The organism is Leucobacter iarius (genome assembly GCF_039530105.1).
Lineage (GTDB): Bacteria > Actinomycetota > Actinomycetes > Actinomycetales > Microbacteriaceae > Leucobacter > Leucobacter iarius.
On sequence record NZ_BAAAOB010000006.1, the window covers coordinates 52747 to 73290 of the forward strand.

Here is a 20544-nt window from a genome sequence, read left to right on the forward strand (position 1 = left end):
TCTCCTCACGGGCGGGGTGCGTTCAGCATATTCCGCCGGCTTCGTGAATTCGTCCCGCTGGCTGAACGAGCGCACCGATCCGGAATCCGATCCTGGACACCCGCGCGCGGCGGGCGCATGCTGGGGCCATGGCTGCTTTCACCACTGCGAACGCGTTCAGCGGGTTCAGCGTCGACGACATCGATGCGGCCCGATCCTTCTACGGAGACACTCTCGGGCTCGAGGTCGCGCCCAACGCGATGGGGTTCCTCGATATCCGCCTGCCGCAGGGCGGGGCGATCCTCGTCTACGGCAAGCCGAATCACACGCCCGCGAGCTTCACGATCCTCAACTTCCCCGTCGACGACGTCGAGGCGGCGGTCGACGAGCTCAACGCGAAGGGCGTCGTGACGAAGATCTACACGGACCCCGACTTCGGTACCGACGCGAAGGGGATCGCGCACGGCGCCCCCGGACGCGGCCCCGACATCGCGTGGTTCCGCGATCCCGCCGGCAACGTGCTCGCGGTGCTCGCCGCCGGGTGATCCAGGTTCGCTGAGAGTTCGCGCGATCCGCGCTTGACTTCGAGTGCGCTCGAAGTCGTAGCGTTGGCCCCATGCAGCAGACGATCGAGACCCGTTCCATCTCGGAGGCGGCGCACGAGCTCGGGCTGACGGCCCACACGCTCCGCTACTACGAGCGCGAGGGGCTCATGCTCGCGCCCGTCGATCGGGTGTCGTCGGATCGGCGGTACACCGACGCCGATATCGCGTGGCTCGGGTTCCTGCGCAAGCTGCGTTCCACGGCCATGCCGATCGCGACGGTGCGCCGCTATGTGGAGCTGGCCCGTGCGGGCGAGCACACGAGTGCCGAGCGGCTGGAGCTGCTGCGCGAGCACCGGGAGACCGTGCTGGCGCGCCTCGCCGAGCTGGACGACGCGCTCGGCGCCATCGACCTCAAGATCACCATCTACTCCGAAAGGCTCAACGCATGAAGCACGCAACACTCGGATCCCTGTCCGTCGGTCGGGTCGGCCTCGGCTGCATGGGAATGTCGGCGTTCTACGGCGGTGCGGGCACCGACGACGCCGAATCGATCCGCACGATCCACCGCGCCATCGATCTGGGCGTCACCCTGTTCGATACGGCCGAGCTCTACGTGTGGGGCGAGAACAACAACGAGGAGCTCGTCGGGCGGGCGCTCGCAGGCCGCCGCGATGACGTTGTGCTGGCGACGAAGTTCGGCGTGAAGCGGAGCGCCGAGGGCGGCCGCGCCGTCGACGGCACCCCCGAGAACGTGCGGCGATCCGTCGAGGGATCGTTGCAGCGGCTCGGCACGGACCGTATCGATCTGTACTACCAGCACCGCATGGATCCGGCGACGCCGATCGAGGAGACCGTCGGGGCGCTCGCGGAGCTCGTGGCAGAGGGGAAGATTCTGCACTACGGCCTGTCGGAGGCCGCAGAGGAGACCATTCGGCGGGCGCACGCCGTGCACCCGGTGACGGCGCTGCAGACGGAGTTCTCGCTGTGGACGCAGGAGCCGGCGCGGCAGCAGCTCACGGTGCTGCGGGAGCTCGGGATCGGGCTCGTGCCGTACTCGCCGCTCGGGCGCGGATTCCTGACGGGCGCGATCCGGTCCGCTGTTGCGTTGGGTTCCGATGATTTCCGTCGCAGCAACCCGCGGTTCGTGGGGGAGAACCTCGACGCGAACTTGCGCATCGTCGAGGCGGTCGAGGCCGTCGCTGCGGAGCTCGACGCGACGCCCGCGCAGGTCGCGCTGGCCTGGGTCGTCGCGCAGGGCGACGACATCGCGCCCATCCCCGGGACCAAGCGGGTCTCGCGGTTGGAGGAGAACGTGGGGGCTGATGCGCTTTCGTTGTCGGCTGAGCAGCTCGCGTTCCTCGATGCGGTGCCGCCCGCGGTGGGGGATCGGTACGCGGACATGTCGAGTATCGGGAAGTAGTTCCCGCCTGCTTCTCGCCGGTTGAGCGAGCCTGCGAGCCGAAACCATGCCCGCGCCGCTCTACGCGCGGGGACCCCGTCATCCTGCGCGAGGAACGAGTCGCAGGATCTCGAGATGACCCCTTCGCGGCCTATGGCCCTCCAAAACCCGCGAACGGGTCATCTCGACACCACTCGGCCCACCTCGCACCGCCCGCGGCACGCGCGGGATCCCCTGGTTCGCGGTGCGTCGAAGTTGTGGCTAAGATGGAGGGGTTGCCTCGGTGCGAGGCTCGCTCTGGCGGGTCGAGTTCGAGTAACAACGGGCTGTGGCGCAGCTTGGTAGCGCACTTGACTGGGGGTCAAGGGGTCGCAGGTTCAAATCCTGTCAGCCCGACGGAAAACTCTGGTGAGAAGCAATTTTCACCAGAGTTTCGTCGTTTCTGGATGTGCTCGCTCGCTCCGACGCCACCATATCCGCTTTCGCTCCCTCGCATCACAAGACGCTCAGCCTGCCGCGTCATCTGCTGCAGTCGTCCGGCCCCGGATGCGAGAGAGTGCGAACTCGGGGAACCTCTCGGCGTGCGGCGCAGCGCCGCGCTGTGGCTATTCGGTGTCGGCTGGGGCGCCCATTCCCGTGGCGGCGATCTCCTCGGGGGTGGCTCCGGAGGACGAGAAGAGAAGCGTTGCGAGCTGGTCGTTGAACGCGTCGACGGTGTCCTCGGTGGCGGTTCCGCTGGTGAGCCAGGCGCGGACTTGCCAGATTGTACCTGCGGCTAAGAACTCGGCACGTTGTTGGGGAGTGTCTGCGCCGGCGCGGCGTCGGATGATCGGGCCCAGGGGGGACTCGTCCAACAGGCGGTTTGCGAGGAAGCCGACGATGTCTGCAGTGAGGAGCGTCTCCGCGCTTTCCCAAGCGGTGAGGTAGAAGCGGGCGTCGCGCACGAGGTCGGTGAGGAGAGTGGTGAATGTTCCTCGTGCGAAGCTCTGCCAGGAGTCGCCGACTGCGGCGGCGGGGATTTTCGCGAACGTATGCTTCATCCGTGTCAGCGCTGCCTGACGGGCGACGGCGGGGACGTCCTGAAAGTGCGCGTAGAAGGTTGGCCTGCTCACACCAACGCTCGCAACGAATTCTGTGATGCTCAGCTCGGACGCTGCCTTGCCTGACATCAGGAGCTCGGTCATCGCCTCGATCATCGCCTCGCGGGCGGGGGAGCGTGTGCTCATCGGGTCGGCCCTCACAATTCGGCGGACGATCAGTTTAGCGGCGGACGGCTCATGACTCCGCAACTCCGGCCGTTCGTCTGCAATCACAGGTAGTCCGCGTCTCAGGCGACCGTGACCGCGTTGTCGAAAGCGTCACTCGAGTCCTGCTGGTGCCGCTCGCGCAGGCTCGCGATGGTAGTGACGGCAAGCGCCGCGACCAGCCACGTCGCGATGGCCAGGATCCCCGGCGCCAGGTCGATTGTTCCCCCGGCGATCAGGGATCGGAAGCTCTCCACGGCATAGGTCAAGGGGAAGTACGGGTGGATGATCTGGAAGAACATCGGCGAGGTCTGGATCGGATACGTGCCGCCGGCGGCTGCGAGCTGCAGCACAATGAGGATGAGCGCGAGGAAGCGTCCCGCGTCACCGAGGAGGGCAATGAGCGCCTGGTTGATAGCGAGGAAGGTGAAGCTCGCGAGAGTGATCATTCCGAATAGTCCCCAGGGGTTGGCGACGTTCAGCCCCAGTCCTCCGATGAGGATGAGCGTGACGAGCGCGCTCTGGGCGATGGCGACGGTCGCAACGGCGGCGAAGCTGCGTGCGGCGACACGGAAGCCCGAACCGCGTCCCTGCAGCGCGCGACGACTGAGCGCGGGCATGACGAGGAAATAGCCGATCGCTCCGACCCACAGCGCCAAGGCTGTGAAGTACGGGGCGAGCGCATAGCCGTAGGCGGGGACCTCGTTCGTTCGAGTGATCTCCGCATGGATTGGATCGGAGGTGACCTTGCTGAGGTCCGTGGCCTCCTGATCGGTGTAGGTAGGGATCTGAGAGACGCCGTCAGACAGGCCGGAGCTGAGCTTCGCCGCGCCGGTGTCGAGCGTTCCGAGCCCGTCGTGGAGCTTGGCGGCACCTGTGACAGCGTCATTCGTTCCGGTGCCGAGCGCGTTCGATTTCTCGGCAAGCGCACTCGCGCCGGAGGCGACCTGACCCGTGCCGTCGGCGAGCGTGCTGGCTCCGGTAGCAGCGGTGCTGATGGCAGTGGCCAGATCCGGCATTTTGTCGGAGAGCGCGGCTGCTCCCGCCGACACCTGAGCTGTGCCGGCCTTCAGCTGATCTGCGCCGGTGCTGGCTTGTGCGGTTCCGGCTGCGAGTTCTTGTGCCCCGGCGTTGAGTCCGGTGAGGCCCGTGTTCTCGGTCTTGGTGCCGACCAGCGCGGTGCCCCCCGCTGCGAGCTGCGCGGACGACGTCTTCACCGCTGTCGCGCCCTGACTGACTTGGGCTGCTCCGGTGCTGAGGGATGCCAGCGCCGCTTTGCGTTGCGGGTCGGTCATGATGTCGTAGTTCGCGACCAAGTTGGCGAGTCCTACCGAGACGGTGGTGGCACCGTCGGCGAGCGTCGGGGTCTGGGATGAGAGCGCGTTGAGCCCACCACTGAGCTGTGCTGCGCCGGTGAGTGCCGTATCGGTTGCGGTGGACAGGGAGGCTGCGCCGGTGTTCACCTGCCGGGCGGCAACGGCGAGGGCGTCAGCGCCGGTGGCTGCTGTGGACGCGCCGGCGGCGAGTTGGCCGGTCTGAGCCGGAAGTTCTGTAGTTTTCGACTGCAGCGCGGCGAGCCCGTCCCTCAGCGTGTGTGCACCGCTGTTTGCCTGCGCGGCACCGTTCGCGAGTGTTCCTGCTCCCGCGATGAGGAGGTCTGTTCCGTCCGCGAGCTGATCGAGACCCGCGACGAGGGCTGTGGATCCGTCTGCCGCACTTTTTGCACCGCTCGCAACCTGGGTGGCACCGTCGTCCGCTTCGGCCATCTTGTCGTGCACGGTGGTGAAGCCGAGGTAGACGTTCTTCAGATATTCGGAGCTCACCTGTGTTGCCAGAGAGTTGCGCACCGTTGTGGCGATCGTGGTCGCGATGGTCCCGGCGATCATGTTTGATGCGTCGTTCGTCTCAACGCTCAGTTTCGCGGCGCGTGCAGTTTCGGCGTTGTTCTCTGCTGGAGAGACGGCCGCGGCGGAGAAGCCGTCCGGGATCGTCATCACGGCTTGGATCTCGCCGGATTCCAAGGCGGCCTTCGCGGCCTTCGCGTCCATGCTCTTCCAGGTGAAGTTGTTGTTCGCGGTGCTCGAGGTGAGTTCTTCCTCCACCGTCGAGCCGAGATTCAGAGTCCTCCCGTTCGTCGTCACCGAGGAATCTTCGTTGACGACCGCGGCGGGCACGCCGTCGAGGCTGTGCGTCGGATCCTGATTCGCCCAGGTGAGCAGCCCCGCGTAGATCAATGGAATCAGCGCGATCGCGACAAGGATGACGATCGTCTGGCGGGACTTCTTGAGCTTCGCGAACAGCGAGGGCATGTGAGCGGCTTTCGTGAATCGATGAACTTTACAAATGTAAAGTAACACGTGATGGTCGCCGAATCAACAGGAAGCGCTTCTCGCCATGGTGAGCACGGCGAGGCCCGTGCCAGCACTGCCCGGGCGGACCAGCGACCCTGGTCTCGGCCCTGGAATCCGCGGCTTGCGGTCGATCCTTTCGTGGGCCGCGGGGGACTCGACCGGCGTGCCGTCGAACGAACTTCTTGACCGTCTGGATCGCGCGCCGCATGCGTCGGATTTCGTCTTGAAAAGCGAGCTCCTCTTCGGAGCCCGCTACGTGCGTCGGACCCGGCGGGAAGACGGAGACCTCTTGCCCGGAGAGCAGGAGGTCGCGGTTCGGATCCTGTCAGCCCGACCGAAAGCCCTGGCGAGAACGAGTTCTCGCCAGGGCTTCATGCGTTGCCTGGGACCGATCCGCGCCTCACGCCCGCCCCAACACGTTCAACACCCGAACCAACCCAACTTCGGTCTCGCGCGCGAACCGGAACCCACCCGCAACCGCGACGATCCCGCCCAAAGCGATCTGCGCGTCCCACCAGTCCTCCACGAAGCCGGGCGCCCATCCGCCCGTCGTGAAGCCGTAGGGCTGGCCCGTGTACGAGGACGGGATCATCATCGCGTAACAGGGATGCTCGTAGCTGCGATCCGCCGGATCCTCGTACAGGAAGTCCTCCCGCGAGCGAGCCGTGGTCAGCGACGAATACAGAAGGAACATGGTCGCGTACATGAGATGCGAGTCCGCGTCGGCGTGCAGCGCGAAGAAGCCCTTCTCGCGTACGATCCGCCGACCGATCGCACGGATGCTCGCCTCGCCATTTTCGAGCACTGGGCCGAGCGCCGCGAGGCCGCGCAGCACGATGGGGGAGAAGGATCCCTCCTCGACCGTCTCGAACTCCTCGGCGAGCGCCTCTTCGGGATCATCCAAGAACTCATCCTCCGGCACCAGTCCGCGAATGAACGTCGCAAAGTCCGGCGCGAGGAACGAAACACGATAGTCGTCCTCCTGGTCCACGATCACCACCAAGGGCTCGCCCTCCGGGCCGCATTCCCGATAGTCGAGCATGAATTCGCTGTGCCCGGCGGTCGGGGTATCGGCGAAGCACACGCCGATCTCGGGATACCCCCACTCGGACTGCATGAACGGCGACCCGAGATCACCGAGCAGCGACCACGTCGCCGTGCGGCCGATCGCGCGTAGCCCAGTGACGGCCACGTGATCCTCCGCCCAGACGTGCACGCCCTCCGTGGGGAAGCAGTTGCGGCGGAGCGTTCCGCCGTTCCGTCTGCGGCACAGCTCCACGTACGCGGCAGGCAGCCGGTACCCGAGCTCCGCCTCGACCTCGGCGACGAGCTCGTCGCTCGGCGCGGGCTCCGTGTACTTCTCGCGCCCGTACGCGGAATCGTCGAACAGATCTGCGAGCTCGCCTGCGCTGAAGATCGTCATGCCCGGCAGTCTGCCACGCCGCAGGCGCGGCAAGCGCGATGTGCAGAGCACGCGCAATGAGCGCGCCATGTGAGACAAACGACCGAGACGTTGCCGCCGCAGGAATGTCGGATGCACTGCGTAGAGTCGAACCGACGCCCCAACGCACCAACGAAACACGCAAGCAGGAGGACGCCCGTGGCCAAGCGCAAGACCTTGCCGAAGGACTTCGACGAGCAGCTGAGCTCGACGCCGCTCGACGACTTGAAGGCGATCTTCGACAAGACGCTCCTCGACGCGCGCGGCGGCTACGGCAAGCACACGGCGATCGGCTTCGTCGACTGCCCCGACGAACTGATCGCCTGGCTCGCTGAGCAGGGCCTCGACGTCGACGCGGCCGACACCTACGACCGCTCGCCGCTGTGGGAGCGGGCGTCACTCGGGCGCGACGCGCAGATCCCGCTGCTGCTCTCGCTCGGCGCCGACATCGAACGAACCGACCGCTACGGCGATACGCCGCTGCACGCGGCCGCGGGGAATCAGCGCGCGGCGACCGTCCGGATGCTGCTCGGGCACGGTGCGGATCCGCGCCGCCTCAACGAGAGCGACGAGGATCCGCTGCTCAACGGGTTGCATCGCACGCAGAACATCGGGATCCCGGCGATGGCCGAGGTCGCGCGCCTGCTGCTCGACGCGGGAGCGGAGCCGAGCGACGAGGCTCGTGCGCAGGTCACGCGGATCGGCACGGGCTTCGAGTTCCATCGCGCGGGCTTCAACCGCGACTTCCTCCCCGAGGTCGACGCCGGACTCACCGCGCTGTACGAGCTCTTCGGCGTCGAGCCGGTGCCGCGGCGCGCGATGCACGACGGCGTCTCGCCGATCACCGTGCCCGCGGGGGCCTGGCAGGATCAGCACCAAGCGCTGTGGGAACTGCTGGTGCCGTCGAGCGGGCCCGCGCAGACCGCGCAGGGCGAAGTGGTTCGGATTACGGGGAGGATCGCCCGCGAGATCCTCGACAACGGCAGCCCGAACTGGGACCGGCAGTTCAAGCGCATGCTCGCGGCCGTGCCCGAGCACCTCGTCACCGGGATCCCGGTCGAGGCGAGCGAAGCCGAGGAGGCGAGCCGTCTCGCGCACGCGCTCCGCGGCGGGAACGACAACGGTAAACGCGTGGACCGGTTGACCGAACTGGCGGTGTCGTGGGTAGCGCGAAACCCGAAACCGATCCCGCTCGGCGAGGTCGGGTACGACCGGTGATCACCACCGGGCAGATCGCCGCTCGCTCCGAGGGGGATCGGCTGCCGCTCCTCACGCTCGAGGAGTTCTTCGACGACAACGGGCGGGAGGATTCTTTCGCCCCGAACCGCTGGGGCTTCGGGCGCCCGCCGCTCGCCGAGATCGCCGAGCGCCTGCACCTGCTGCAGGCCGATGCTGACGTCGCCTGGGTCCGCGTCGAGCTGCACACCGACACCGAGATCGACGAGCCGGACGGCGCGGTCCTCGGCGAATCCATCGTCATCGGGACCACCGCACCCGCTGCCGAGCTGGAGGCGCGCCTCGACGCGGACTGGTTGCGCAGCGACGGCATCGTCGAGTCCGATGAATCGTCACTGCAGGACTTCTGCGAGGTGCCCGCCGTCGACGGGCACGCCCGCATTGTGTTCTTGGTCTGGGGCTGAGGCGCGCGGCGAACCGGATCCTGCCGGCACCGGCCAAGAGTTTCATGGCAGCCGGCTGGATACTCCAGTACGCTTCGCCTATGCGACGCATCATCGGAGCCGCCGCGGCACTCCTTATCGTCCTGACCGGATTGGTCATGACCCCCTCGGTAGCCACGGCGGACGAGCCGGTCACCGCGACCACCACGAAGCTCACGGTGAGCCCGGGAGTCTCAATACCGGGAGACACCGTGGAGTTCACGGTCGACGTCACCGCGGACGATGGTGCACGCCCGTCGGGGTACTTCGCCGTCAGCATCCCCGGCTGGGGATCGAGCCATGGACGGGTCGTCAACGGAACCGCGGTGGTCCAGCACGTGGCCGGACACAACTGGCCGGAGATCGCTCCGGGGACCTACACGGCGACTGCGCGGTTCACCCCGGACAACACGTACGCCGAATCGATCTCGAGCCCGGTCACCTTCACCGTCGCGTCCGCACCCGCTCCGACACACACCGCGGTGAGCCTGTCGCAGAATCCCGTCGTCGCGGGACAGAGCACGCTGGTGACGGCCACGGTCGGCAGCACGGTTCCGGGCCAGGTCGCGACAGGGGTCGTGTCGTTCTCGGTCAATGGTCAGCACCTCGCCAACGTCTCGCTGTTCGGCGGCACGGCCTCGACACCGTTCGTGCCACGGACCGCGGGGAACTACGTGATCACCGCGTTCTACACCGGTGAGGGGACCATGGCGCCCTCGTCGTCGACCGCGATACTCACTGCGATGGCGCCGCTGACAGTGCCGACGACCACGACGGTCACCGGGTCGCCGGACTCCGCCATGCACGGGGACCCGGTCGAACTCACGGCGAGCGTCTCAGCGGTGCTCCCCGCCCTCGCACGGAGCTCGGATCCGATGCCGACCGGAACCGTGGAGTTCCGGGAGGGAAGCACCTCCCTCGGGACCGCGACGCTGGACGACGGGACCGCGTCGCTGACCCTCTCGAACCTTGCGCCGGGCACGCACCGGATCACCGCGCGGTACTCGGGCGCGGACGGCTTCGACGCTTCCGATTCGGAGGACCCGTTCACCGTGACGATCACCGCCCGCCCGATGTCGATCGCGAGCCGCACGACCGTCTCGGCGTCGCCCGACCGGGTGGAGGCCGGATCCGAGGTCGCACTCGTTGCGGACGTCTCGCCCCTGCCGGTCGAGCGCCCGGCTCCTGCCTCCGCACGCGCGGCAGACGCGTCGGCACCGACCGGATCGGTGGAGTTCTTCGTCGACGGCGCCTCCGTGGGTACGGCGTCGCTGAGCGACGGCATCGCCACCCTCAAGACATCTTCGCTCGCGGTCGGCACGCATCGGATCACTGCCGCCTACCGCGGGGACGACGTGTTCGCCTCCTCGGAGAGCGACCAGGCCGCCACCGTCACGGTGGTCGCGAAGCCGAGCGTGAAGCCCACACCCACGCCGAAGCCGACCGCGAAACCTGGTGCGACCACGGCCCCGAGCAAGACCCAGGGAGGTGCGCAACTGGCCACCACGGGCGCCGATCCGACCGGATCGCTCGTCCTCGGCGGTGTGCTCCTCGTGGCGGGATCCGTGCTGACGCTGATCCACGTCCGTCGGCGAGCAGCGGGAACTGCCCGGGCGACCGCGCAGTAAGCCGACGCCGCGACGAAATACCGCAGCCCCGGTCGGGATCATGGATCCCGACCGGGGCTGCGGTATTTCGGCGGCCGGAACGGCCGGAGAACCGGGAGCCGGGACCCTACTCCGGCAGCTCGTCCACGGTCACGTCGATCTCGACGCTGCGGCCCGTGGCCTTGTTGAAGATGAAGATGGCGGTGCCGACGACGAGCCAGATGAGGCCCGCGATCTGCGCCTCGGCGCCCGCGTTGATCAGCACGTAGACGATGATCACGAAGCCGACGGCCGGCAGCAGGGCGTGCGAGATCCACTTCTTCGACTGCTTGCGGCGCAGGTAGAACCACATGACGGTGAGGTGCAGCAGCGCGAACGAGGTGAGCGCGCCGAAGTTGACCATCGAGCTCATCGTGCCGATCTTGCCGGCGAAGAACAGCACCAGGATCGCCGACAGCACGCCGACGGTGAGGATCGCGGAGCTCGGCACCTTGCGCGAGTTGATGTGCCCCAGGTACTTGGGCAGCTGGCGGTCGCGGGCCATCGAGTAGAGCAGGCGGCTCGTGGCGGCCTGCGCGGCCATCGAGTTCGCGATGCCGACGGCGAGCACGTTCACGACGAAGAACGCGTTCACGATCCCGGTGCCGGCGACGGCGCGGATCTGCTCGAAGAAGAAGTTGCCGACCGCGTCATCGGGGACCGGCGTGAAGTCGCCCGCGAGCATGGACGCGAGCCAGGTCTGACCGATGAACAGGCAGGCGACCACGAGGAGGCTGATCACCATCGCCTTGCCGGGCGCCTTCGAATCGCCCGTCGACTCCTCGGCCATGGTCGAGATGCCGTCGAAGCCGAGGAAGCTCAGCACGGCGATCGAGAGGGCCGCCGCGAGCAGCGCGGGGGTCACGTACTCGGAGTTCCAGATCGGCTTCGTCGACCACTCGGCCTGGGGGAGCTGGCCGCCGTTCAGGCCGATGATCGCGATCACGACGAACGCGACGATGAAGGCGAGCTCCATGACCAGGAAGATGCGGTTCATCCACTTGAGCGAGGTGACGCCCGTGAGGTTCACGACGACGTTGATCGCGACGAAGATGATGCCCCACATCCACCGCTCGGTGCCGGGGAAGATCCCGACCATCGACTCGGCGGCGATCACGTAGAGCAGCGTCGGCACGAGCAGGTAGTCGAGCAGCATGAGCCAGCCGGCGAAGAAGCCGAGGTTCGGGTGGATGCCGCGGCCGACGTAGCTGAAGACGCCGCCGGCGAGGGGGAACGCCTTCGCCATCTGCGCGTAGCTCAGCGCGGTGAAGATCATCGCGATGAGGCCGATCGTGTAGACCAGCGGCACCATGCCCATGGAAGCGTTGTAGACCGATCCGAAGATCGCCCACGGCGCGATCGGCACCATGAAGATGAGGCCGTAGACCACGAGGTCCGCGGTCGACATCGACCGCTTCAGCTCCTGCTTGTATCCGAACCGGGCGAGGTCGGCGTCGTTGCGGGCGCTCTGCGCGCTCGGGGAGTGCTGGTTCATGCGCTGACCTCCGTGGTCGCGGTATCGGGGTCGGCGAGGCGGTCGGCCCCGGCGAGGAACTCGGTGACGATCGCCCGGAACTCCTCGGGCTTCTCGAGGTGGGAGCAGTGGCTGGCGTCCGCGATCACGACGGATCGGGCACCGGGGATGTGCTCGGCGAACGGCTGCCAGGTGATCGGCTGCGCCTCGTCGAATTCGCCGGCGAGCACGAGCGTCGGCACTTCGATCCGCGGCAGGCGATCGATGATCGTCCAGTCGCGCATCGTGCCGATCACGTGGAACTCGTTCGGGCCGTTCATGGTGTGGTAGACCGTGGGGTCGGCGTCGACGTTCGCGACCGAGTCGAGGTAGTCCTGCGGGGTCGGATCCATGCGCACCACGTGGCGGCGGTCGTACTCGCGCGATGCCGCGAGGTACTCGGGATCGTCGTAGCTGCCGTCCGCCTCGTGCCGTTCGAGCGCCTCGCGCACCTCGGTCGGCAGTTCCTCGCGCAGCGCGGCGGCGGCCTGCGACCAGAGATCCATCGCCGCGGGGGAGTTGCAGATCTGCAGCGACGCGACGTTCGCCGGCCGGAGCACGGCGATCTCGGCGCCGAGCATGCCGCCCCACGACTGGCCGAGCACGTGCGCGCGTTCGATGCCGAGCGCGGCGAGCACGGTGTGGAACTCCTCGACGAAGAGCTCGGGGGTCCAGAAGTCCGCGGGAGCGTCGGGCTCGTGCGTCGAGCGCCCGCAGCCGTACTGGTCGTAGTGCACGACGGTGCGGCCGGTGGTATCCGCGAGCTCGGCGAGCGAGCGCAGGTAGTCGTGGGAGAACCCGGGTCCGCCGTGCAGCACGATGAGGGGGAGCGCCCCTTCGTGCGGGGCATCGGGGCGGGTGATGCGCACCCAGGTGTGGCCGGACCTGAAGGGCACCCGGGTTTCGTCGACGGTCGACACGAATCTTCTCCTCGCTGAGCCATTTCGTGATGGGGGACAAAAGGCATAGTAGGGAGACCTTTTAGAAAAAGAAAGCCCACGCGCCCTAGGCTGAGGGATCAGGGACCCCCGGAATCGAAGGAGGCGGGCCGATGAGCGAAGCGTTCGAGCAGCGCACCCGCGCCGACGAGCTGCGGGATCGGCTGCTGACGGCCGTGCTGATCGGCGAGTACCTGCCCGGATCCCGGCTGCCGAGCGAGCGGGAGCTCGCCGAGTCGCTCGACGTGGCGCGCGAGACCATGCGGCAGGCGCTGCGCATGGTCACCGAGGCCGGCCTGCTCGAGGTACGCCGCGGCCGAGGCGGCGGCTACTTCGTCACCGCCGCCCGCATCGACGAGCGCAGCGCCGCCGCGCAGCTGCTGCACCGGCGCCTCGCCGAGATCGAGGACGCGATCGACGCGGGCAGCCGGATCCAGGGCGCGATCTGCGAGGCCGCGGCCGAGCGACGCACCGCGGACGACGTACGGATCCTCGAGGCGCGCCTCGCCGATTTCGTCGCCGCAGCCTCGGGGCGCGAGAAGCAGGCCGCGGACTCGCGCCTGCACCTCGCCATCTCGGACGCCGCGCACATCCCGGCGCTCGCCGACGCCATGCTGTTCCTCGACCGTCGCGTGAGCCTCTCGGCGCCCCAGCATCCGTGGGGCGCGATCGAAGACCAGGCGGCGATGGAGGAGCGGGCGACGCGGGATCACACGGAGCTCGTGCGGCTGATCGTCGCCGGCGAGATCGCGGCCGCGGGCGCGGTCGCCCGGCGGCACGCGATGATCGACCGCGACCTCATCGAGCAGGCGCGGAAGCGCGCCGAGGCGACGGCGGTGGACCTCAGGGGGCGCTGATCCCGTAGGCCTCGGCGACCTCGACCGGCAGCTCCATGCGGGCGGTGGCCCACGGATCCACGACCTGGCTGATGCGGGCGTCCCCGACGAGCGAGAGCAGCATGAGCGCGTCGGTCGCGTCCAGCTCGCTCCGCTCGACGAGCAGATCGCGCATCATGCGGGTCGACTCGGTCACTGCGTCGCGCAGCTCGGGCGCCGAGGCGATCGCGATGAGGTGCTCGGAGGTCGCGAGGAACGGCAGGGGGAGCGGCCGGCCGGGGATCACGGTGATGCGCAGCTCGACGACGGCCGCGATCTCGAGCCCGCACACGGCGACCTCGCCGTCGGCCATGGCCGCGTGCACGTCGCCGACCGCGAGGTTCGCGCCCGCGACGGCCACGGGCAGATACAGGGTGGTGCCGGCGGCGATGCGGCGCGTGTCCATGTTGCCGCCGTGGCCCTTCGGCGTACCGGTCGGCACGGACTCGTCGGCGGGGGCGGTGCCGATCACGCCGATCATGGGCGAGATCGGGATGCTGAGGCGGTCGCTGAAGCGGATCAGCCCGTCGCTCACGGGGATGCGGCGGGTGCGCTCCTCGACCGTGCCGGGGAGCACGCCGAAGTCGGGGTGCGTGGTCATGGTGCCGACGGAGTCGACCTCGATCGAGAGGATCTCGACCTTGAGGGTGTCGCCCGGCTGTGCGCCGCGCACCGCGATGGGGCCGGTCGCGGGGTTGACGTCGTCCCAGCCGACGGAGCTGAACAGCTGCGATTCGTCGGTGATGGTGTTCGAGAAGCAGTCCATCGTGATGATGCGCACCTCGTCGCCGGAGTCGATCGTGAGGACCGGCTCGTGCTCGGGGGCGAGCGACAGGACGGCGTTGTCGGCGGGAAGAACGTGCACGGTGGGCTCCGGTTTCACTCGGGGAGGCGCCGCGGGGCGCCCGAAGAGGTATAGCTGCTAGACCTATGCAAGCACGCGCGGCGGCTGCGCACCACTCCTGTCGGACGGTGCGCCGTTGCTGAGCGGTGGCGTGCCGCTGCCGAACAGCGGGTCAGAGGCGATCCGCCGCAGTGGTCTGCTCGGGGAGCGATGCCGGGGACTCGGTGCGCGCCAGCACCGCCGCTTCGGTGCGGGTCGCGACGCCGAGCTTGCGGAGGATCGCGGAGACGTGCACGCTCGCGGTCTTCGCGCTGATGAACAGCCGCTCGCCGATCTGCCGATTGCTGAGCCCTTCGGTGACGAGGTCGAGCACCTGGCGCTCGCGCGAGGTCAGATCGGCGACGCCGGCGCCGCTGTCGCCGGTCGCGGCACCGGCGAGAGCGGCGATCGTGCCGGCGCCCGAACCCGTGCTCGCACCCCGGCCCGTGCCGGACGCGCGGCGCAGGCCGGCCGCGTCGAGGAACTCGGCGGCCCTGCGCCGCAGGCGGTCGTGCTCGAGCCGCTCGGCCCGGGCGAGTGCATCGGCGCCCTGCTCGGCTGCCGCGGCGCGGTCGCCGGCAGCCGCGTGCGCTCGCGCGAGTTCGAGGCGCACGATCGGGGCGAACACCGCCGGGACCCCGTCACCGTCCGCGAGCGGCACCGCCTCGGTGAGCGCCGCAGTGTCGGCGTCGAGCACGGCATCGATGACGGGGCCCCAGCCGGGAATCTGCAGTTCGATCGGGAGCGAGCGCCAGGCGGTGCGGAGCGCTGCCGCGGTGGTCGCGGCGAGGTCGACGTGACCGTCGGTGCGCAGGTCGGCGACGACCCGTGCGCCTTCGAGGAGGATCCGGATCAGCTGCGCGGTGCGCGTGCCGTCGTCGTCGAGCGTGCGCTGCAACGCCTCCGCCGCGCGCAGGGGATCGCCGGCACCGAGCGCGATCAGGATCTCAACGCTGCGCAGCGAGTACCAGACCTGCCGCTCGACCTCGGAGGTCGCCTCCGCCCGCGGGCGCCACTCGGCCAGCAGCGCCTCGGCCTCGGCGATCCGCCCGCGCCAGACGAGGGTGCGGATGCGCGACATGGTCGAGTAGAGGCGGAAGATCTGCAGCGTGCGCACCTGCAGGTCGCGTGTCGTTGCCGCCTCGGCGCGGTCGATCTCGCCGAGCTCGATCAGCGGTTCGACCATGTTGTGGGACAGCACCGAGCCGGTCGCGCGCTCGACGCCGAGGGTGCGCGAGTGGGCGACGCCGAGCTCCGCGACCTCGACGGCCTCGCGGAAGCGGCCGAGCAGGTTGAGCGTGTCGGCGTAGTTGACGCGGTGGCGCAGCTGGCTGTCGTGGTCGACCGCGTGCTCCCACGACAGCCGGAAGTCGGCGAGTCCGGCCGTGACCTGGCCCAGGTGCACCCGCGCGCAGCCGCGCAGGTTCGCGGCGACCGACATCGCGGTCTCCGAGTCGGCGGTCTCGGCGAGCCGGTACGCTTCGTCGGCGGTCGCGACGGCCTGCTCGAGCCGAGCACCGGTGAGGTGGCGTCCGCCCAGGAAGTTGAGGAGGGTGGCGCGCAGCTGCGCCTCGCCGGGGTCGCCGTCGATCACCTCGAGCGCCTTCGTCAGCAGCGGCACGGTGCCGTGCCGCCCGAGATTCTGCAGGTAGAGCGCGCGGTCGCGCAGCAGGCGCGCGTGCACCGCGGGCTCGGCCGTCGCAGGATCGAGTTCGTCGAGGGCGAGCGAGACCACCGCGAGCGCGCGCTCGCCGTCCCCGCCGTTGCGCAGGATGGATCCGAGCCGGGCGAGGAACGCGATGCGTTCGGTGCCTGCGACGGCACCCGCGTCGGGCACCTGATCCCAGAGTTCGAGGGCGAGCTCACCGAAGCGGGCCGCGGTGGAGAACGCGTAGGCGTTCTTCGCCTGCTGCATGGCGCACACGGACGCGGCGAGGGCGCGCGGTGCGTCGCGCGCCTGATGCCAGTGGTAGGCCAGTGCGGCCTCGGATCCGCCCGTGCGCTCAAGCAGCTCGGCGTAGCTGCGGTGCAGGCGGGCGCGCTCGCCCGGGAGCAGGTCGTCGTGCACCGCCTCGCGCAGCAGCGCGTGGCGGAAGCCGTACGCCTCGCCGTCGCGGATGGTGAGGATGCCGGCGGTCATGGTCTCGCGAAGCGCATCGTCGAGCCGGTCATCGCCGCCCGCGAAGAGCTCGGCGAGCGGCTCGTGCGCGATGGGGCCCTCGGCCCCGGACGTCAGCCGGACGATGCGCCGGGCGTCGTCGCCGAGACTGTCGAAGCGGGCGAGGAGCACGTCACGCAGCGTGTCGGGCAGCGGCCCTTCGGGCTTGCAGAGCAGCTCCTCGACGAAGAACGGGACGCCCTCGCTGCGCTCGACCAGGTGCGCGAGCTCGGCGTCGTCGACGGCGCCCCGCAGCCCGAAGACGAGATCGCGCACGGCGACCGTGTCGAGGCGGGCGAGCGACAGGCGCTCGAGGAGCCGGGCGCGCTCGGCCTCCGCCAGGAAGGTGCGGATCGATCCGCCCCGACGGACCTCGTCGACGCGGCAAGTGAGGAGGAACAGCACGGGCCGCCCGGCGAGCGCGCGGAGCAGGAACGACAGCATCGACAGCGTCGCGGCGTCGGCCCAGTGCAGGTCTTCGACGATCACCACGACGGGGCGGGTCGCCGCGGCGGCTTCGAGGAGGTTCGCGATGGTCTCGCCGAGCCCCTCGGGGCGGATCGCGGAGCGGTCGATCGGCCCGGCGGTGCGCTCGGGCAGCAGCAGCTGCAGGGCATCGCGCCCCGGCCCCGCGGCCTCGTCGGCGGCGTCGCCGAGCGCGTCGAGGACGCCCCGCAGGATCGCGGGGAGCGGGCCGTAGGGCGCCGGCGTCGAACCGTAGTCGAGGCACCAGCCGGTGAGGACGATGGCCCGGCCCGCGACGGACCGCCGGAACTCGGACGTGAGCCGCGACTTGCCGATGCCCGCCTCGCCCCCGATGAGCTGCGACGCGGCCTCGCCCGCCTCGGCACGGCGCAGGGCGTCGTCGAGGCACGCGAGCTCGGCGTCCCGGCCCACCATGGCGGGGGAGGCGGTGGCGAGTGACATGGTCTCATCCTGCCACCCGCCACCGACATTCGCGGCGACGCCGATCACGCGGGATGCGGGGTGCGGTCGCTCGCGTTCCCGACGCGCTCGCGCGCGGCACGGGCGGCGTCGGTCGGGACGCGGTGGGCGGTGAGCGCGGTGAGTGCGCGGCGCACGATCCCGATGCGCGGAACGACCTGGTCCCGGTGCTCGGCGGCGACGCGCGCCCGTTCGGCCCGCACCGCGGCCTGCGCGATCTCCTGCTCGGTGACGCGGTATCCCATGTAGGTGTTGAGGTCCATGATGCTCTCCCTGTCTCGGTAGGTTCTACGGTCCTCGCTAAGGCCCCTCGGCCCCATCGGGCAGGTGCCCTATTTCCCGCCGGGGGATCCTTACTTCCGGGCCCTGGCCCCTGGCCCCGGGTCCCGGGCCCCGGGCCCGCAGCGGTCCTCGCGCTCCGCTCCTCGCGCTCCGCTCCTCGCGCTCCGCTCCTCGCGCTCCGCTCCTCGCGCTCCGCTCCTCGCGCTCCGCTCCTCACCACCCACCTCCCCAACGGTCGTTTCCCGGTCGAGTGAGCAGTTGTCCATGGAATACGGCCTCATTCCATGGACAACTGCTCACTCGACCGAGAAATCACGCGAGAAATCACGCGCGAAAGCAAGCGCGATAGTGAGGGGCCCGGGCAGCGGGAGCGAGAGAGTGGGCGCGAGGGCGAGCGCGGGGTATTACGGCGCGGTAAGGATCCGGCCGTTCCGCAGCTCGGCGTGCCTATCCTGAGCGCATGAACGGTCGCAGAGCGCTCGCCGCCGCGGGAGGCGCCGCTGCCGCGCTGCTCGGCGTCGGCGCTGGCGAGCTCGCCGCGGCGGTCATCGCGCCCGCGTCCGGGCCGTTCGCGGTGATCGGCGGCGCGCTCATCGACGCGGCGCCCGCCTGGGCGAAGGACACCGCGATCGCCTGGTTCGGCACCTCCGACAAGGCCGCACTGCTCACCGGGATCGCCGTCGCGCTGCTCGCCGTCTCGGCGGTCGCGGGGCTCTGCGAGGCCCGCTGGCGGCGCACCGGCATCGTCGCTTTCGCCGCGATGGGACTCGCGGTCGGCGGACTGTCGCTCACGCGGGCCGATGCCACGGAGATCTCCTGGGCGCCGTCGCTGCTCGCCGGCTTCGCCGCCGCGGGCGCGCTCCGGCTGCTGCGGGATCGGCTCCCGGAGCCCGCGCCGATCGCGCAGGCGGAGCCGCACCAGGCGGGTCCGTCCGAGATCCCCGCCCCCTCCCGTCGCCGCTTCCTCGTCTGGGCGGGCGGCACCGCCGCGGTCGGCATCGCGCTCGCGATCGCGAGCACGGCCGCGCGGGCCGGATCCGCCGCGGTGGCGAACGTGCGCAAGGCGGTCCGGCTGCCGCGCCCGGCGACGCCCGGGCCCGCGATCCCGGCGGGCGCCGAGCTCGACGTGCCGGGCATCACGAAGCTCATCACTCCGAACTCGGAGTTCTATCGGATCGACACGGCGCTCGTCGTGCCGACGGTGGATCCGGCGAGCTGGAAGCTGCGGATCCACGGCATGGTCGCGCGGGAGGTCGAGTTGAGCTGGGACGAGCTGCTGCGGCTGCCCATGACGGAGACGACGGCGACGCTGTCGTGCGTCTCGAACGAGGTCGGCGGCGATCTCGTCGGCAACGCCGCCTGGCTCGGGGTCCCGATCCGCGAGCTGCTGGCCCGGGCGAAGCCGAGCAGCGGCGCGGACATGGTGCTCTCGACCTCGGTCGACGGGTTCACCGCGGGGACGCCGCTCGAGACGCTCACCGACGATCGCGACGCGCTGCTCGCGATCGGCATGAACGGCGAACCCCTGTCGTTCGAGCACGGATTCCCCGTGCGCATGGTCGTGCCCGGCCTGTACGGCTACGTCTCGGCGACGAAGTGGGTCACCGATCTCGAGGTGACCCGTTTCGACCGGGCGACCGCCTACTGGACGGAACGCGGCTGGTCGGCGCGCGGCCCGATCAAGCTGGAGTCGCGCATCGACGTGCCGCGGGCCGGGCGGACGCTCGCCGCGGGCGAGACGGCGATCGCGGGGATCGCCTGGCAGCCGCACGTGGGCGTCGCGGCGGTCGAGGTGCGGATCGACGACGGTCCGTGGCGTCGCGCGACCCTCGCCCCGGCGATCTCGAACGACACGTGGGTGCAGTGGAGCCTGCCGTGGGTGGCGGATGCCGGCCGGCACGAGATCCGCTGCCGCGCGATCGCGCGGGACGGCACCGTGCAGACGGGCGAGATCGCCCCGCCCGCACCGGACGGCGCGACGGGCTGGCACACGATCCCGGTGACCGTGAACGGCTGAGGCCGTGGGATCCGGGCCGGATCCCGCATCCCGTGCCGCTCCGGATCAGGCCCCGCGCTCCTCCGACCCGGCCGCCACCGCCTCGCGCACCCCGCGGTGCAGGTCCTCGTGGTCGGCGTCGGTGAGCGCCTCCGTCCCGTCGAAGTCGTAGGGCTGCCCCTCTCCGGTCTCGATGAGCGATTTCAGGCTGCCGGTGACGAACATGCTCCACGCGTTCGTGCAGACCTCGTAGCACTCGACCTCCGGCGTGAGGCCCTCGTGCGCGAACACGACGGTGGCGCCAGTGCCGTCGGCGGCGGGGGAGATGTCGAACACGACGGTGGTGCCGGTCCACTCCTGCGTGTCCGAGATGAAGCTCAGGTGGCTGCCGGTCACGAGCCAGGCGATGCGGTGTCCGGGCTCGAGCTCGGTGACCCGGAATCCGCTGTAGTGGAGGCCGGGGACCACGTAGACGAATTCGTCGCCGACCGCGGTGGTGGTTCCGGTGATGCGCCCCCACCAATCGGGCACGCGGAGGATCGCGTCGTACGTCTCCTGCGGGGTCGCGGCGACGGTGATCTCGGCGGTGTAGTTCGGGCTCATCTCGGGCTCCTTCGTCCGGTGGGGAACACGCTGCTTGCGTGATGCAAGTGAGCCTAGGTCGAGAACTTGCATCACGCAAGTGATACGG

General features: G+C 69.7%; 17 protein-coding genes and 1 tRNA gene. 9 read left to right on the forward strand and 9 right to left on the reverse strand.

The window, feature by feature from the left end; all coding sequences use genetic code 11:
- The first annotated feature begins 128 nt into the window (after positions 1-128).
- The 4 genes from ABD169_RS15700 to ABD169_RS15715 all read left to right on the forward strand — a co-directional run bounded on the left by ABD169_RS15700 (position 129) and on the right by ABD169_RS15715 (position 2319).
- Positions 129-524 carry a VOC family protein gene (locus ABD169_RS15700; protein ID WP_344033562.1) on the forward strand — a complete coding sequence of 132 codons (396 nt, stop codon included), beginning with the start codon at positions 129-131 and terminating at the stop codon, positions 522-524.
- A gap of 71 nt (positions 525-595) precedes the next feature.
- Positions 596-973, forward strand: a complete 378-nt coding sequence (locus ABD169_RS15705; RefSeq protein ID WP_344033563.1) for a MerR family transcriptional regulator — start codon at positions 596-598, stop codon at positions 971-973.
- Positions 970-1944 carry an aldo/keto reductase gene (locus ABD169_RS15710; protein ID WP_344033564.1) on the forward strand — a complete coding sequence of 325 codons (975 nt, stop codon included), beginning with the start codon at positions 970-972 and terminating at the stop codon, positions 1942-1944. Before ABD169_RS15705 ends, ABD169_RS15710 begins: the two co-directional genes overlap by 4 nt.
- A gap of 301 nt (positions 1945-2245) precedes the next feature.
- A tRNA-Pro gene (locus ABD169_RS15715) sits at positions 2246-2319 on the forward strand.
- A gap of 209 nt (positions 2320-2528) precedes the next feature.
- On the opposite strand, the gene ABD169_RS15720 is transcribed toward ABD169_RS15715, so the two are convergent.
- The 3 genes from ABD169_RS15720 to ABD169_RS15730 form a co-directional block, all read right to left on the reverse strand.
- Entirely contained in the window at positions 2529-3149 is a 621-nt protein-coding gene (locus tag ABD169_RS15720) for a TetR/AcrR family transcriptional regulator (protein ID WP_344033565.1), read from the reverse strand.
- Positions 3150-3250: 101 nt separating this feature from the next.
- Positions 3251-5476 carry a YhgE/Pip family protein gene (locus ABD169_RS15725; protein ID WP_344033566.1) on the reverse strand — a complete coding sequence of 742 codons (2226 nt, stop codon included), beginning with the start codon at positions 5474-5476 and terminating at the stop codon, positions 3251-3253.
- Between the two features lie 442 nt (positions 5477-5918).
- Positions 5919-7058, reverse strand: coding sequence for an SMI1/KNR4 family protein (locus ABD169_RS15730; RefSeq protein WP_344033568.1), 1140 nt, complete (start codon positions 7056-7058; stop codon positions 5919-5921).
- 60 nt (positions 7059-7118) lie between these two features.
- Here ABD169_RS15730 and ABD169_RS15735 point away from each other — a divergent pair, with 60 nt between their 5' ends.
- The 3 genes from ABD169_RS15735 to ABD169_RS15745 all read left to right on the forward strand — a co-directional run bounded on the left by ABD169_RS15735 (position 7119) and on the right by ABD169_RS15745 (position 10245).
- Positions 7119-8177 (forward strand): ankyrin repeat domain-containing protein, encoded by a 1059-nt coding sequence (locus ABD169_RS15735; protein WP_344033570.1) that lies wholly within the window; start codon positions 7119-7121, stop codon positions 8175-8177.
- On the forward strand, positions 8174-8599 hold the full coding sequence (locus tag ABD169_RS15740; RefSeq protein ID WP_344033571.1) for a hypothetical protein: 426 nt from the start codon (positions 8174-8176) through the stop codon (positions 8597-8599). The genes ABD169_RS15735 and ABD169_RS15740 overlap by 4 nt, the downstream gene beginning before the upstream one ends.
- A gap of 137 nt (positions 8600-8736) precedes the next feature.
- Complete coding sequence (locus ABD169_RS15745) at positions 8737-10245, forward strand: Ig-like domain-containing protein (protein WP_344033572.1); 1509 nt, start codon at positions 8737-8739, stop codon at positions 10243-10245.
- A 106-nt stretch (positions 10246-10351) separates the two neighbouring features.
- On the opposite strand, the gene ABD169_RS15750 is transcribed toward ABD169_RS15745, so the two are convergent.
- On the reverse strand, positions 10352-11758 hold the full coding sequence (locus ABD169_RS15750) for an APC family permease (RefSeq protein ID WP_344033573.1): 1407 nt from the start codon (positions 11756-11758) through the stop codon (positions 10352-10354).
- On the reverse strand, positions 11755-12696 hold the full coding sequence (locus ABD169_RS15755; RefSeq protein ID WP_344033574.1) for a proline iminopeptidase-family hydrolase: 942 nt from the start codon (positions 12694-12696) through the stop codon (positions 11755-11757). The genes ABD169_RS15750 and ABD169_RS15755 overlap by 4 nt, the downstream gene beginning before the upstream one ends.
- A 131-nt stretch (positions 12697-12827) precedes the next feature.
- Between ABD169_RS15755 and ABD169_RS15760 the strand changes: the two genes are divergently transcribed.
- Positions 12828-13571, forward strand: coding sequence for a FadR/GntR family transcriptional regulator (locus ABD169_RS15760; protein ID WP_344033575.1), 744 nt, complete (start codon positions 12828-12830; stop codon positions 13569-13571).
- On the opposite strand, the gene ABD169_RS15765 is transcribed toward ABD169_RS15760, so the two are convergent.
- The 3 genes from ABD169_RS15765 to ABD169_RS15775 form a co-directional block, all read right to left on the reverse strand.
- Positions 13558-14454, reverse strand: a complete 897-nt coding sequence (locus tag ABD169_RS15765; protein ID WP_344033576.1) for an acetamidase/formamidase family protein — start codon at positions 14452-14454, stop codon at positions 13558-13560. The genes ABD169_RS15760 and ABD169_RS15765 overlap by 14 nt on opposite strands.
- Before the next feature lie 151 nt (positions 14455-14605).
- Positions 14606-17557 (reverse strand): helix-turn-helix transcriptional regulator, encoded by a 2952-nt coding sequence (locus ABD169_RS15770; protein ID WP_344033577.1) that lies wholly within the window; start codon positions 17555-17557, stop codon positions 14606-14608.
- A gap of 44 nt (positions 17558-17601) precedes the next feature.
- A complete protein-coding gene (locus tag ABD169_RS15775; RefSeq protein ID WP_344033578.1) occupies positions 17602-17838 on the reverse strand; it encodes a hypothetical protein in 237 nt (78 codons plus the stop codon).
- Between the two features lie 479 nt (positions 17839-18317).
- Between ABD169_RS15775 and ABD169_RS15780 the strand changes: the two genes are divergently transcribed.
- Positions 18318-19874, forward strand: a complete 1557-nt coding sequence (locus ABD169_RS15780) for a molybdopterin-dependent oxidoreductase (protein ID WP_344033579.1) — start codon at positions 18318-18320, stop codon at positions 19872-19874.
- A gap of 45 nt (positions 19875-19919) precedes the next feature.
- On the opposite strand, the gene ABD169_RS15785 is transcribed toward ABD169_RS15780, so the two are convergent.
- The gene (locus tag ABD169_RS15785) at positions 19920-20456 is read right to left on the reverse strand and encodes an SRPBCC family protein (RefSeq protein ID WP_344033580.1); all 537 of its coding nucleotides are present in this window, start codon (positions 20454-20456) and stop codon (positions 19920-19922) included.
- Positions 20457-20544: the final 88 nt, after the last annotated feature.